Raw genomic sequence first — 12,226 nt, forward strand, 5'->3', positions numbered from 1 at the left:
GTCAATCATGCTTCTATATCAAGCATAGGCATATTTAAAAGATACCTACCCAACAAGAACAGCATGAGTCACGAGGGAATGTTATGAGCTAAAAAGCGGTTGCGACGTACATTGATGACTTTAGCGTACTTTATTTTCATTTTACATCGGTATAACAGAGTTACCGATAAAACAACACTGTACTTTTTATGTTATAAAAAAGGGTGTTTTCTGTAATGGTTAGAGTATTGCTATATATCGTATTATTAAGTTGTTTAACTCATTCAGGTTTGAACTGAGGTTTGGTATTTATACTTTGATTTTTATGGTTAAATATTGCTGAGTTATTTGTGAGAAACGTCGTCATTAAGATGTTTTATTGGTGTTATTTTATGTATAGTCATCGCGATTAAAATAAGACAATAAAGGAATGAGATGACTCAAGACAGTGAATATAAGCTACTTGATAGTTTGTTTGATGAACTGTTCCCGCTCTGCAGATCCATCACAGGTCATGGTATAGAAGCATCTATGGATATCATCGGTAGATATATGCCATTGACGTTCGATAAAGTAAAAAGTGGCACTCAGGTTTTTGATTGGGTTGTGCCTGCCCAATGGAACTTCCGACGTGCACGACTTTGGGGGCCTGACGGGGAGGTGATCTGTGACACTAATATCAATAATTTACATGTTGTTAGTTATTCTGAGCCCGTCGATAAATACCTCACCTTAGAAGAGTTGCAGCCGCACTTACATAGTTTACCAACGCTGCCAGATGCTATCCCTTACGTGACAAGTTATTATCAAAGAACATGGGGGTTTTGTCTTAAAGATAAAGACAGACAAGCATTACAGCAGGGGCGTTACCGAGTTTTGATAGAATCTGAATTTGATCCTGAGGGGGGAGTGCCATTTGCGCAAACGCTGCTTGAGGGGCAAAGCCAAAAAGAAGTCTTGCTTAGCAGCTATCTTTGTCACCCTTCGCTTGCTAACAATGAACTCAGTGGGCCACTGGTGTTACTTGGTTTATATAATCGAATCAAGCAATGGCCAAAAAGGCGCTTTTCCTATCGGTTTTTACTGAATCCAGAAACTATTGGTTCGTTATGCTTTTTACACAAACACTATCAATCACTCGCTGAAAACTTAGAAGCAGGTCTGATCCTCACTTGTATGGGTGGTGATGTGGACTCGTTAAGGTATAAAGCGAGCCGCAGAGGTGACAGCGTTTTTGATCAACTGGCTAGGCAGTTAAGCGATTCGGATAGCCTTCGCTTTGTTGAGTTTACGCCTTTGCATGGCTCTGATGAACGTCAGTATTGTGCACCTGGGTTCAACTTACCTGTTGCCCAAGTCAGTCGTTCATTGAATGTTACTGAGGTGCCATATCACACTTCTATGGATGATAAAGATGCGATGAACATGGCACGCATCATTCAGTCAATCGATGAGGTTGAGCGCTACTTAAAGTTGGGGGAAATTGCGGGGAATGCCGTTAATCAAAGTCCATTTGGTGAACCACAGCTTGGGAAACGAAACCTCTATCCAAATATGAATACCCTTGCTCATGCTGATAAATCTAGTGACAGTTTGGTGGATGGTCGCACAAAGCTGAACGCTATTTTGACTATATTAAGTGAGTCTGATGGCACCAAAGCGATGGTGAACATTGCACAGTCATTGGGGTTGGAGTTGGCCTCATTGGAATCTGTGATTGATGAACTGGAACAACATCGGCTGATTGAGTTTAATACTGGAGAAGTGTTATGAGTATCGTTTTTATCACTGGTAATCACCCAAGACATGCTTACATAGCCCGGTGTTTGGCAGCCACAGGCAAATTAAAAAAAGTGATTATTGAGCAACGAGAGGCGCATTTACCTGCGCCGCCTGCAGACATTGATGCTCAATTAAAGTCATTATTTCGCGCGCATTTTGCTAAGCGAGAAGAGGCTGAGTTTGAAATGTTTGGGGCGCCACGATGGCCAGATGTGGAAACGGTCAATATTGATGTGCAAGCGCTCAACACTGAGTATGTTAAACAGCATATAGCAGCCACTGATCCCGACTTGTTAATCACTTATGGCTGCCATATGTTGAGTGATGATACATTGGCGTGCGCCACTGGTGAAAAATGGAATATTCATGGTGGATTGTCCCCGTGGTACCGAGGAGCCATTACACATTTCTGGCCAAGTTACATGCTTGAGCCACACAAAACGGGTATGACAGTACATGAGTTAACTCAAGACTTAGATGCTGGGGCCGTCGTTCATCAATGTGTCGCACCGTTGTACAGAGGAGATGGGCTTCATCAATTAGCGGCGAGAGCGGTGTTAAAAATCGGTGATGAGCTACCTCAATTGGTGGGCATGTTATACGAACAGGGGGCAAACTCGATTACCAAGCTAGCGCATACTACGACAGGCAAACTATGGCTTGGCAGTCAGTGGCGCCCAGAGCATTTAAAGCTCATTTATCAGTTTTATAATGACGATATTGTTGATCATTACCTCGATGGCAAATTTGGTAAAAGTGAGTTAAAGCTACACCGACAGTTTTAAAGTGTTTCGGTGAACATGACATGAGTATGACTTACGCATGTCATGTGAATCGTAAAATGAAGCGCTCTTTTTGGTTATTTATAAATACTAGGTAATGAAACCGAGCGTTTTGCTCACCAATGCTGCGTTGGTGGCGTATTTATGTGCGCTGGGTAATGTGCGAACCGAGCACAGCCCACTATTTAACTATGATAGAAAAGGCAGTTAGGTGAGTGGGTGCAAGGTGAGCTTACGCCTATTGTTTTCGGGAGAGATTTCACTCAGGCATTCGCGAAAAAATAATATCCGCAAGATCAGCAGCTTTTAGGAATCTTAATCTGGTGTCCTTGAGTTTTGTATTAGATTGAACAAAACTTTAATCAGACTACTTAATGGCTGCCTTATTATGTTCCACTTCGCACTTGCAAAACACACAGTTAAACGTGAGTACGTGGTTGTAGGCGCGTGGTGTATTCTTTTGTTTATTTGTAATTTATCAATAGTGCAATTAACGAGTGGGTGGATCGACGAGCAAGCCCAACGTTTAGATACGCAGCTGTCCTACTATATTGTTCCTATTTCTTCTCATGAACTTAATGCGTTAGTTAAGCAATTTGGATTTAGTGTTTTTCCCAGCAGTGATGCAGTAACGGCTTGGCTGTCATCACCCCAACAATTTAAAATGGGAGAAGATGCACTGAGCCTGCACCCGACAGACATTGTGAATAATGGGATTACATGGGCGTTGTGGCTTAATGCTATGTTAATGTGCCTTGCCGTGGGGGCTTGGGTGTTGTACGTAAAACGCGGGAATAGACGAGCAGATCGCCGGCGTGCTGCGCCATTCAGTGGAGGACAAAAACCGATAGACAAAGGGCGCTCAACTGGTGTCCAACATGTCACGACAGATAAGCAAGTTACAGTGTTTGCTATGTTTAAATGGCGATGTGAGCTCCCCAAACATATTGAACCCCAAAGCCATTTTAGCGTTACATTAGCTAAATGTTTTAACAAATATAAATATTGTTCAGCAAAGTATTTATCTTCAGGCACTTTGACTGTCACACTCAGTGATGTAAGTAAAGATGAGGTCGAGCAGACGATTAAGCGCTTACACGAAGTTGTCTACCAGGCGCTGTTGGCCTTTCGAGGAGACTTGTCTCGCAGTGCTGTGAAGTGCGGTGCATGTTTCTATGGCGAGGGCGCTGACCAAACGCAAGTTTATCAGATAGCTAGATCGTCTTTGAGTATCGCGCAAAACCATGTGTGGCAGCATATCCATATGTTGCCGCTTAACCATACTCTTGCGGAAAGTCTACTGGATGCAGAAACCCATATTATGCAAGACATTAGAGCTGGTCGGTTTGTGTTATTTTGTCAGCCTTTATTTGATTTTAAGTCACAAGACGTGATCCAAAGCGAAGCGTTATTGCGGGTACGTCATAAAACGCTGGGGCTGATCACTGCGGGACAATTTATTCATAAAATTCACCATAATCAACACTTGGTGGAATTGGACAAGGCAATTGTGATGCAGGCCTTAAAAGTTTTGTCCAAGGAACCGAAGGGGTTTTCGGTCAGTGTTAATTTGCATGTTGTGAACTGGTCAAATAGCGTTTTTCTCAACTGGCTGATAGGGGTATTAAGAGACTCTGGCCGTGCGAGTGATGTGACGTTAGAGCTGATGATCAGTGATTACTATCAGCATAAAAGTTATTTTGAGCAATTCTTTTGCTCATTGGCACCACTTGGTACGAACGTTGTGCTTGATCATGTTAATAAGCCGCTAGATGTGATCCAACTACAGCAACTACATAATGTCATAGGCATTAAGTTAGCATTTGAATTAATTCATGGCATCAATGGCTGTGCAAAACGCCGAGCAGTAGTTAAGCAAATTGTTGGGCAAGCCAAAAAGCTTCAAGTCCCAGTTTATGCGGTAGGTGTAGAAACCCAAGATGAATTTAACTGTATTCAACGCTTAGGAGTGGATGGCGCACAAGGCTACTTTTTCAGCGCCCCCTTACTTGAGCTTGAGAACAGTTTAAATTAAGCGTCGATAGCGAAGACCATCTAGACCCTGTAAGCCCCCTGTGTGGATGGCAATAATGCGACTGTGTTGTGGGAATTGGTCCTGTTCAATCATTTGCCATAGACCATACATCATTTTACCCGTGTAGATGGGCTCTAGTGGCAAGTGGTGATCACGTTTCATGGTTTGACAAAAGTCCCAAAGTGATGTGGAAAACTTGCCGTATCCGCCGCCATGGAATTCAGTGAGGATTTGCCAATTGGTCAGCTCAAGGGCGCTTGGATTGAGTGTCGTAACCTCTCCATTTAAATATTCAGCATTTTTTAGTACCGCAAACCCCAGTACCTTCGTCGTCTTATGTACGCCTTGTAAAATGCCTGCGAGTGTGCCACCACTACCCACGGCACAACAGAGGTAATCACTCGGCGGAAGTGATTGCGCCAACTCTTTACAACCCTGCAATGCAAACTGGTTACTCCCCCCTTCTGGGATAATGAAGGCAGAGGGGAATTGATGCTTTAGTTGTTCGAGATAATGTACATCATGGCGTTGTCTATACTCAATTCTAGTTACTGGGTGCAGATTAACCTTGCACGCTTTAGCAAAGCGTATTGTCGGGTTACTCAAGTCAAGATGTGGGCCTCGGACAATAAAGTGTGCTGGAATATGAAATAGTTTACTCGCCATGGCGGTGGCATAGAGGTGATTCGAAAATGCACCACCAAATGTGAGTAAACACTGAGACTGCTGGCGCTTTAGCGCTATGAGATTGTATTTGAGCTTTCGCCATTTATTACCCTGCACGCTTGGGTGCAGTAAATCATCTCTCTTTACTTGCAGCTGGATTTTTTTGGCTGTTAGTAACGGGTGCTTAATGGTCTGAAGAGGTGATTCTAAGTGGCTTGAAGTCTTCATTAGATTTTCGATTTATCTGTAAATACACGCTTTGAGGTTATTATTTCATGAAAATGTGCTCAGAACACTGGTAAGTACGTGACTAATAGTTGTAAACTCAGATATTAATTGTGCAAGGCTTGTGTTTTACATCGTAACTACATAGCATTGAGCATTAAAACATCAAAAATAACAAAGACCAAAACAACTGCCGCTGTTGGGAATGGAATATATGCGAATTGCTCCTTTATCTCTTTTTGTCTCTGCCGCCTTATTGTCTGTAAGTGTTTGGGCACAAGATACTGCGACTGTGACAGCTATCGAGTCAGAGCGCTCCGAGAAACAAGCTGAGTTAGATAGATATACTCAGATATTAGACAAGCACGTGGCTGAAGAAGCCCGTTTACAATCGCAACTAGAACTGTTGAGGAGTAACTCGACGGAACTGGATAAAGAAAAAAATCAGGCACTCGATGCCATGAATGATTTGTATCGTCGGCTTATCGATGATCCATCTATTGATATTTCATCGGCACAGATGCGATACCAGCAGTCTGTTGCTGATCATAAAGCGAATAAAGAAGACATAGCGATGCAATTAGCGGCCATAGCATCGCACCGCAAGGATATTGAGCAGATCCGTGTTAGCAAGCACACACTCGTTAATACGCTCGCGAGTTTAAAAGACCAGCTTAGTACTGCGCGCGTTGAGCGACTTCGCAATGAATTTACCCGAGAGGGCACTCTTGAGGTTGAGCATACAATTAATTGTAAGCGGACTGAAACGTTAGCGGCTTGTGAGCAAAGAGGCCAGCAGCTGGGTTTGCAAAAAGCAACCAAACGCTTTATCGACCAAATATTTGCAAACTTAACAGAGCAACGGGCAGTTGAGCCAAAACGTCATTTGGCTGGGGCACAAGTGCAGGTCGTGAGTAGTCACGTGATTGGCAGTGCATTTAGTGGTCAAGGCAACTACAGTGTTAACTTAAGTGTGACGATGCGAGGCGACGTCAATAATAGCCGTTTGTGTGGTCTACTTGCGTTGGATAACCGTTTTTGTAGTGAATATGGCACGCCATTATCGGTGGGCTATCAAGCAAGCTATCCAACAACATTCAGTGATAGTCAGCTGACGTTTAAAGATGAACTAGATAAACCGACGCCGAGCGTGCCTAGCGTGACGGCAATGCAGCCGAAAACGGAAATCAAATCTCAAATTATTCAGCAATCACCACAGGATAGACAAGTCGATCTAACTCTAAGGTCAAATGTGTATGATGATGAAGTCTTTATCGATGGTGTGAGCTATGGTTCGACTAAGCTTGTGGTCAGTGTGCCTTTAGGATCTTACGATATTGAAATCCGAAAGCTTGGGTATGAGTCTTATAAGGCAAGAGTTGACGTGCGTCGCGCACGAACGATAAACGCTAAGCTGATAAAAAAGCCTGAGTCGATTGCTGCACCGACACCGAAAAGAGAGCAAGTTGAGCGACAAGTCGCTGTGCAAAAGTCAGTGACGCCCAACTTGGTTGAAAATAAAGTGGTGATTATCCCTGCAGGTTCATTCCAAATGGGAGATTTAACGGGGAATGGCCTTGCTAATGAGCGCCCGGTTGTCGAGAAAGTACTGAGTCATTCATATGCCATGCAAAGCAATGAAGTGACGGTTGCAGAATTCAGGCAGTTCATTATAAGTACGGGTTATCAAACTGAAGCTGAGAAAGGGACGGGCTGTGCACACTATAAAAACGGTGAGCCGATTTGGGAAAGCGAATACAACTGGAGCAATCCAGGTTTTGAGCAAGCTGAAAACTTTCCAGTGGTGTGTGTGACTTATGAAGATGCTAAAGCATATGCAAATTGGTTGTCTGCAGAACAAGGGATCCAATATCGTTTGCCTAATGAAGTTGAGTGGGAATATGCGGCTCGAGCGGGTACCAGTTCAGAATACCCTTGGGGCAATGAAATTGGTCGAGGGCTGGCAAACTGTGGATGGTGTGGCAGTGAGTGGTCAAATAAAAGCCCATCACCAGTAGGTGAATTTTCACCAAATAACTATGGTTTGTATGATACCGTTGGCAACGTATGGGAGTGGACGCAAAAGCGTGCTTCTCAAGATGATGTCACGGTGCGCGGAGGTGCATGGAACTTTGCGCCTAGCTTAGCTAGAGTGTCTACTCGCTTAGCGTTAGCGCCTGATTTTAGAGCTAATTATATTGGTTTTAGATTAGTTCGAGAAAGATAAATTACAATGCGCCCTGTTGGGCGCATTCAGTTAAAGTGCAGTTTGCACTTTGTATACTTAAATATTTCAGCCGCAGCGACAGTTACTGCGGTTTGGTGATTAAAAGAATTCTTTAAGGTTACCCAGCCTCATGTTTAAAAAACTACGTGGATTATTTTCAAATGACCTGTCTATTGATTTAGGCACGGCGAATACACTGATTTATGTAAAAGAAGAAGGCATTGTTCTCAATGAGCCTTCAGTGGTAGCGATTCGTCAGGAGAGAGCAGGTGGCCCGAAAAGTGTTGCTTCAGTAGGTACAGCTGCAAAGCAAATGCTGGGTAGAACACCTGGTAATATAAAAGCGATTAGACCGATGAAAGATGGCGTAATTGCTGATTTCTACGTGACTGAAAAAATGCTTCAGCATTTCATCAAGCAAGTCCACAACAATAACTTCATGCGTCCAAGCCCGCGCGTATTAATCTGTGTGCCATGTGGTGCTACTCAGGTTGAAAAGCGTGCGATCCGAGAGTCTGCAATGGGTGCTGGCGCACGTGAAGTGTATTTGATTGAAGAGCCAATGGCTGCGGCAATTGGTGCGGGTTTACCTGTCTCTGAAGCGACGGGCTCGATGGTTGTTGACATCGGTGGTGGTACTACTGAGGTGGCGATTATTTCTCTTAATGGTGTGGTTTACTCATCATCTGTTCGTATCGGTGGTGATAAGTTTGATGAAGCTATTATTAATTATGTAAGACGTAACTTCGGTAGTTTAATTGGTGAGGCGACAGCAGAACATATCAAGCATGAGATAGGCTCTGCATTTAAGAGTGAAACACCGATTGAAATTGAGGTTCGTGGGCGTAACTTAGCCGAGGGTGTACCACGCTCATTTACATTGAACTCTCACGAAATCCTTGAAGCGTTACAAGAGCCACTTATGGGGATTGTGAGTGCTGTTATGGTGGCCCTTGAGCAATCACCACCAGAATTGGCATCTGATATCTCGGCGCACGGTATGGTATTGACAGGTGGCGGTGCACTGCTAAAAGACTTAGATCGATTATTAATGGAAGAAACAGGGATCCCTGTTGTGGTCGCGGACGATCCATTGACGTGTGTTGCGCGCGGTGGTGGTAAAGCGCTAGAGATGATAGACATGCACGGTGGCGATGTATTTAGTTACGACTGATGAATTTACTGTTTGTCCGAAGCATATCTTTACAACTGCGACTTACTGTCGCAGTTGTGCTTAGTATTGTCTTAATCATTGGTGATAGATATACCTCTGGTGGCACTTTTGTCAGAACGACCCTCAATACGCTCGTCAGTCCGGTATTATACGCTGCCAATGTTCCTTATGAACTGTTTAACGTTGGCGCACAGACTTTACATACACGTGATAGGCTGCTCAACGAGAATGAACTGCTTAGAGCCAAGCAATTGCTACAAAGCGAACAACTTCAGCAATATCAATTCTTACTCAAAGAAAACAGTGAGCTACGAGCGCTATTAGGCGCATCTTCCCGTCAATCTCAAAGTCGCCAAATAGCACAAGTGCTATCGGTGCGATCGAATCGTTATAACCATCAAATTGTCGTGAATAAAGGCACTATCGATGGTGTTTCCGAGGGGCAAGCGGTTATTGACGAGTTGGGCTTGGTCGGCCAGCTCACACATGTTGGCACAACGACTTCTCGTGTCCTTCTGATGACTGACACCACCCATGCTACACCGGTTCGAATATTAAGAAATGATGTCAGTATGGTGGTCGAAGGGATTGGTAAAATTAACCTAGTTCAGCTTGCCCACGTATCGCACAGCTTAGATATTCGAATCGGAGATATTTTAGTTACGTCGGGGCTTGGGAGTCGTTTCCCTGAAGGCTACCCGGTGGCGGTGGTGACTGAAATTGATCGAGATGAAGGACTCCCTTTCGCCAAGGTATACGCTGAGCCAATCGCACAGCTTGATAGGATCCGGCTATTAGTTATTTTAGGAGAAAGCAACGCAGAGGTTAACAATGAGTCGTAGTTTTTCTTTTATCACCTTCAGCGTATTTCTCGCCCTTATCATGGCGTTGATGCCATTACCTTTTTCTTTAGAACCTTTTAGGCCGGATTGGGTCCTATTGGTATTGATGTATTGGTCTATTGCATTACCCCATCGAGTTAATATTGGTTGGGCGTGGTGTACAGGCTTAATCATGGATTTGGCAGTGGGGTCGCCTCTGGGAATTAATTCGTTGACTTATTCTGTATGTATTTACATTACGGTCAGTAATTTTCAGAAGTTAAGAAATTTTTCGTTGTGGCAGCAAGCGATGTTAATAGGCTTGTTTCTAGCGCTTTACCACTTATTGCAGTTTTGGTTAAACCACTTCTTGTTAGATATTTACTTTAACCCTGCATATTTATGGCCAGCACTGGTGGGCATGCTGTGTTGGCCTTGGATATTTCTCTTACTCAGAAAGTATCGTAGACACTTTAGGATCCGTTAATGGCAGTAAAACTATATTTAGCATCGGCTTCACCACGCCGTAAAGCGCTACTGAGTCAACTTGGTTATGTCTTTGAGCAATTTTCTGTCGATGCGGATGAGCGCGCGCTGCCAAATGAACATCCAAAGGCATTGGTGGAACGACTTGCTCGTTTAAAAGCGCAAACTGGAGTAGGGATCGGACAAGAAGATCGTCCCGTGTTAGGCAGTGATACGATCGTTGTGGCAGAAGGTAAAGCACTCGGTAAACCAGTCAATAAGGCCGACTTTTTATCGATGATGGCAAGGCTATCGGGCAAGACACATCAGGTGATGACGGCAATTGCATTAGCAAATAGTGAAAAGGTCATAAGCCAGACGGTGGTGACCGATGTGACATTTAAAGTGCTGTCAGATGATGAAATTGAACAGTATTGGTTAAGTGGAGAGCCTCAAGATAAAGCGGGTGGTTATGGTATACAGGGCCTAGGTGGGCGATTTGTAACACAGCTCAAAGGTAGTTATTTTGCAGTAGTCGGACTACCTTTATATGAAACAGACGAATTAATTCAAGCATTTATGGCGGGCTGAGATGAGTAGCGAATTATTGATCAATGTGACACCCAGTGAAAGTCGCGTCGCACTAATTGAAAATGGTGTACTGCAAGAAGTTCAAGTCGAACGGGTAGGCAACCTGGGCATTGTCGGCAATATTTATTTAGGCAAAGTAAGTCGAGTATTGCCTGGCATGCAGGCTGCATTCGTTGATATTGGGTTAGAGAAAGCGGCTTTCTTGCATGCCTCAGATATCGTAAGTAGTGCGTCTATTGAAGAGGCAGTCGACGATCAGCCAATTAAAAAAGTGCAGGACATTAGAGAGTTGGTTAAACAGGGCCAATTCATCATGGTGCAAGTTGTAAAAGATCCTATCGGCACCAAAGGTGCACGTTTAACCACAGATATTACTATCCCGTCACGTTATTTGGTTTTTATGCCAGATGCGACACATGTGGGTGTGAGCCAACGAATAGAAACCGAGGAAGAACGCGATAGACTAAAGCATATTGTTGCTGAATATAATGATGAAAATGGTGGTTTTATCGTCCGCACTGCCGCGGAAGGCGCTGCGGAGGCTGAATTAAAACACGACGCTGAGTTTCTAAAAAAACTGTGGCAAAAAATTATCAGCAAACGTAGGAAAACCAGTAAGGCGAGCATCTTACATGAAGATTTAACGCTCGCTTTTCGTACCTTACGAGATTATGTCGGCGAGGATATGGAGCGCATCCGAGTTGACTCTAAGCTTACTTATCAACAATTAAAGACTTTTACAGAAGAATTTGTCCCTCAGCTTTCTGAAACGCTTGAATACTATCCTGGAGAGCGACCTATTTTCGATCTTTTTGATGTTGAAGCTGAAATTCAAAAAGCATTGCATCGTAAGGTTGAGCTTAAATCAGGTGGCTACTTAATCATTGATCAAACAGAAGCTATGACAACCGTAGATGTTAATACCGGGGCTTTTGTTGGCCATAGGAATTTAGAAGAAACCATCTTTAATACTAATGTGGAAGCAACGTCGGCCATTGCGCGTCAGCTCAGGTTAAGGAACCTTGGCGGTATTATCATAATTGACTTTATTGATATGGTTTCAGATGAACATAAGCGCCGCGTGCTGCACTCTTTGGAAGCTGCATTGGCAAAAGATCGTGCTAAAGCGAATATTAATGGTCTGTCAGCACTCGGTCTGGTCGAAATGACGCGAAAACGCACCAGAGAAAGTTTAGAGCACATCTTATGTGATGTCTGCCCTTCATGCTCTGGCAGAGGATCGTTGAAAACAGTTGAAACGGTCTGTTATGAGATATTGCGTGAAATTGTGCGAGTAAATCGTGCATATGAAGCAGATAAATTTATGGTATATGCGTCAGCGGCAGTAAGTGAAGCTTTGGTGAATGATGAATATCACAATTTGGCTGAGCTTGAATTGTTTATCGGGAAACAAGTGAGTATCCAAACTGAAAACTTGTACAGCCAAGAGCAGTTTGATGTGGTAATGATGTAGGCCGA

Annotated in this window: 10 protein-coding genes; 9 read left to right on the forward strand and 1 reads right to left on the reverse strand. The window is 43.7% G+C overall.

Features of this window, described 5'->3' with window-relative positions:
- The first annotated feature begins 414 nt into the window (after positions 1–414).
- The 3 genes from JF50_RS03600 (at position 415) to JF50_RS03610 (ending at position 4,578) form a co-directional block, all read left to right on the forward strand.
- A complete protein-coding gene (locus JF50_RS03600; protein ID WP_039608146.1) occupies positions 415–1,752 on the forward strand; it encodes a DUF4910 domain-containing protein in 1,338 nt (445 codons plus the stop codon).
- A complete protein-coding gene (locus tag JF50_RS03605; protein WP_039608147.1) occupies positions 1,749–2,546 on the forward strand; it encodes a formyltransferase family protein in 798 nt (265 codons plus the stop codon). Before JF50_RS03600 ends, JF50_RS03605 begins: the two co-directional genes overlap by 4 nt.
- Positions 2,547–2,931: 385 nt before the next feature.
- Positions 2,932–4,578 carry an EAL domain-containing protein gene (locus JF50_RS03610; protein WP_052262123.1) on the forward strand — a complete coding sequence of 549 codons (1,647 nt, stop codon included), beginning with the start codon at positions 2,932–2,934 and terminating at the stop codon, positions 4,576–4,578.
- Here JF50_RS03610 and JF50_RS03615 read toward each other — a convergent pair.
- Entirely contained in the window at positions 4,570–5,472 is a 903-nt protein-coding gene (locus JF50_RS03615) for a 1-aminocyclopropane-1-carboxylate deaminase/D-cysteine desulfhydrase (protein WP_039608148.1), read from the reverse strand. The genes JF50_RS03610 and JF50_RS03615 overlap by 9 nt on opposite strands.
- Positions 5,473–5,683: 211 nt before the next feature.
- Between JF50_RS03615 and JF50_RS03620 the strand changes: the two genes are divergently transcribed.
- The 6 genes from JF50_RS03620 to rng all read left to right on the forward strand — a co-directional run bounded on the left by JF50_RS03620 (position 5,684) and on the right by rng (position 12,221).
- Positions 5,684–7,696 carry an SUMF1/EgtB/PvdO family nonheme iron enzyme gene (locus tag JF50_RS03620; RefSeq protein ID WP_039608149.1) on the forward strand — a complete coding sequence of 671 codons (2,013 nt, stop codon included), beginning with the start codon at positions 5,684–5,686 and terminating at the stop codon, positions 7,694–7,696.
- Positions 7,697–7,826: 130 nt separating this feature from the next.
- Entirely contained in the window at positions 7,827–8,870 is a 1,044-nt protein-coding gene (locus JF50_RS03625) for a rod shape-determining protein (protein ID WP_010376642.1), read from the forward strand.
- Positions 8,870–9,712, forward strand: a complete 843-nt coding sequence (gene mreC / locus JF50_RS03630; protein ID WP_039608150.1) for a rod shape-determining protein MreC — start codon at positions 8,870–8,872, stop codon at positions 9,710–9,712. Before JF50_RS03625 ends, mreC begins: the two co-directional genes overlap by 1 nt.
- Positions 9,702–10,178 (forward strand): rod shape-determining protein MreD, encoded by a 477-nt coding sequence (gene mreD / locus JF50_RS03635; protein ID WP_039608151.1) that lies wholly within the window; start codon positions 9,702–9,704, stop codon positions 10,176–10,178. Before mreC ends, mreD begins: the two co-directional genes overlap by 11 nt.
- Positions 10,178–10,747 carry a Maf family protein gene (locus JF50_RS03640; protein WP_039608152.1) on the forward strand — a complete coding sequence of 190 codons (570 nt, stop codon included), beginning with the start codon at positions 10,178–10,180 and terminating at the stop codon, positions 10,745–10,747. Before mreD ends, JF50_RS03640 begins: the two co-directional genes overlap by 1 nt.
- A 1-nt stretch (position 10,748) precedes the next feature.
- Positions 10,749–12,221: a ribonuclease G gene (rng, locus tag JF50_RS03645; protein WP_039608153.1), complete on the forward strand. Its 1,473-nt coding sequence runs from the start codon at positions 10,749–10,751 to the stop codon at positions 12,219–12,221.
- The last annotated feature ends 5 nt before the right edge of the window (positions 12,222–12,226 follow it).

This window comes from Pseudoalteromonas luteoviolacea, assembly GCF_000814765.1.
Classification (GTDB): Bacteria; Pseudomonadota; Gammaproteobacteria; order Enterobacterales; family Alteromonadaceae; genus Pseudoalteromonas; species Pseudoalteromonas luteoviolacea_H.

Excerpts from the sequence above, each read along its gene's own strand:
- JF50_RS03600 (WP_039608146.1), top strand. The coding sequence starts at position 415 with ATGACTCAAGACAGTGAATATAAGCTACTTGATAGTTTGTTTGATGAA.
- JF50_RS03605 (WP_039608147.1), top strand. The coding sequence starts at position 1,749 with ATGAGTATCGTTTTTATCACTGGTAATCACCCAAGACATGCTTACATA.
- JF50_RS03610 (WP_052262123.1), top strand. The coding sequence starts at position 2,932 with ATGTTCCACTTCGCACTTGCAAAACACACAGTTAAACGTGAGTACGTG.
- JF50_RS03615 (WP_039608148.1), bottom strand. The coding sequence starts at position 5,472 with ATGAAGACTTCAAGCCACTTAGAATCACCTCTTCAGACCATTAAGCAC.
- JF50_RS03620 (WP_039608149.1), top strand. The coding sequence starts at position 5,684 with ATGCGAATTGCTCCTTTATCTCTTTTTGTCTCTGCCGCCTTATTGTCT.
- JF50_RS03625 (WP_010376642.1), top strand. The coding sequence starts at position 7,827 with ATGTTTAAAAAACTACGTGGATTATTTTCAAATGACCTGTCTATTGAT.
- mreC (WP_039608150.1), top strand. The coding sequence starts at position 8,870 with ATGAATTTACTGTTTGTCCGAAGCATATCTTTACAACTGCGACTTACT.
- mreD (WP_039608151.1), top strand. The coding sequence starts at position 9,702 with ATGAGTCGTAGTTTTTCTTTTATCACCTTCAGCGTATTTCTCGCCCTT.
- JF50_RS03640 (WP_039608152.1), top strand. The coding sequence starts at position 10,178 with ATGGCAGTAAAACTATATTTAGCATCGGCTTCACCACGCCGTAAAGCG.
- rng (WP_039608153.1), top strand. The coding sequence starts at position 10,749 with ATGAGTAGCGAATTATTGATCAATGTGACACCCAGTGAAAGTCGCGTC.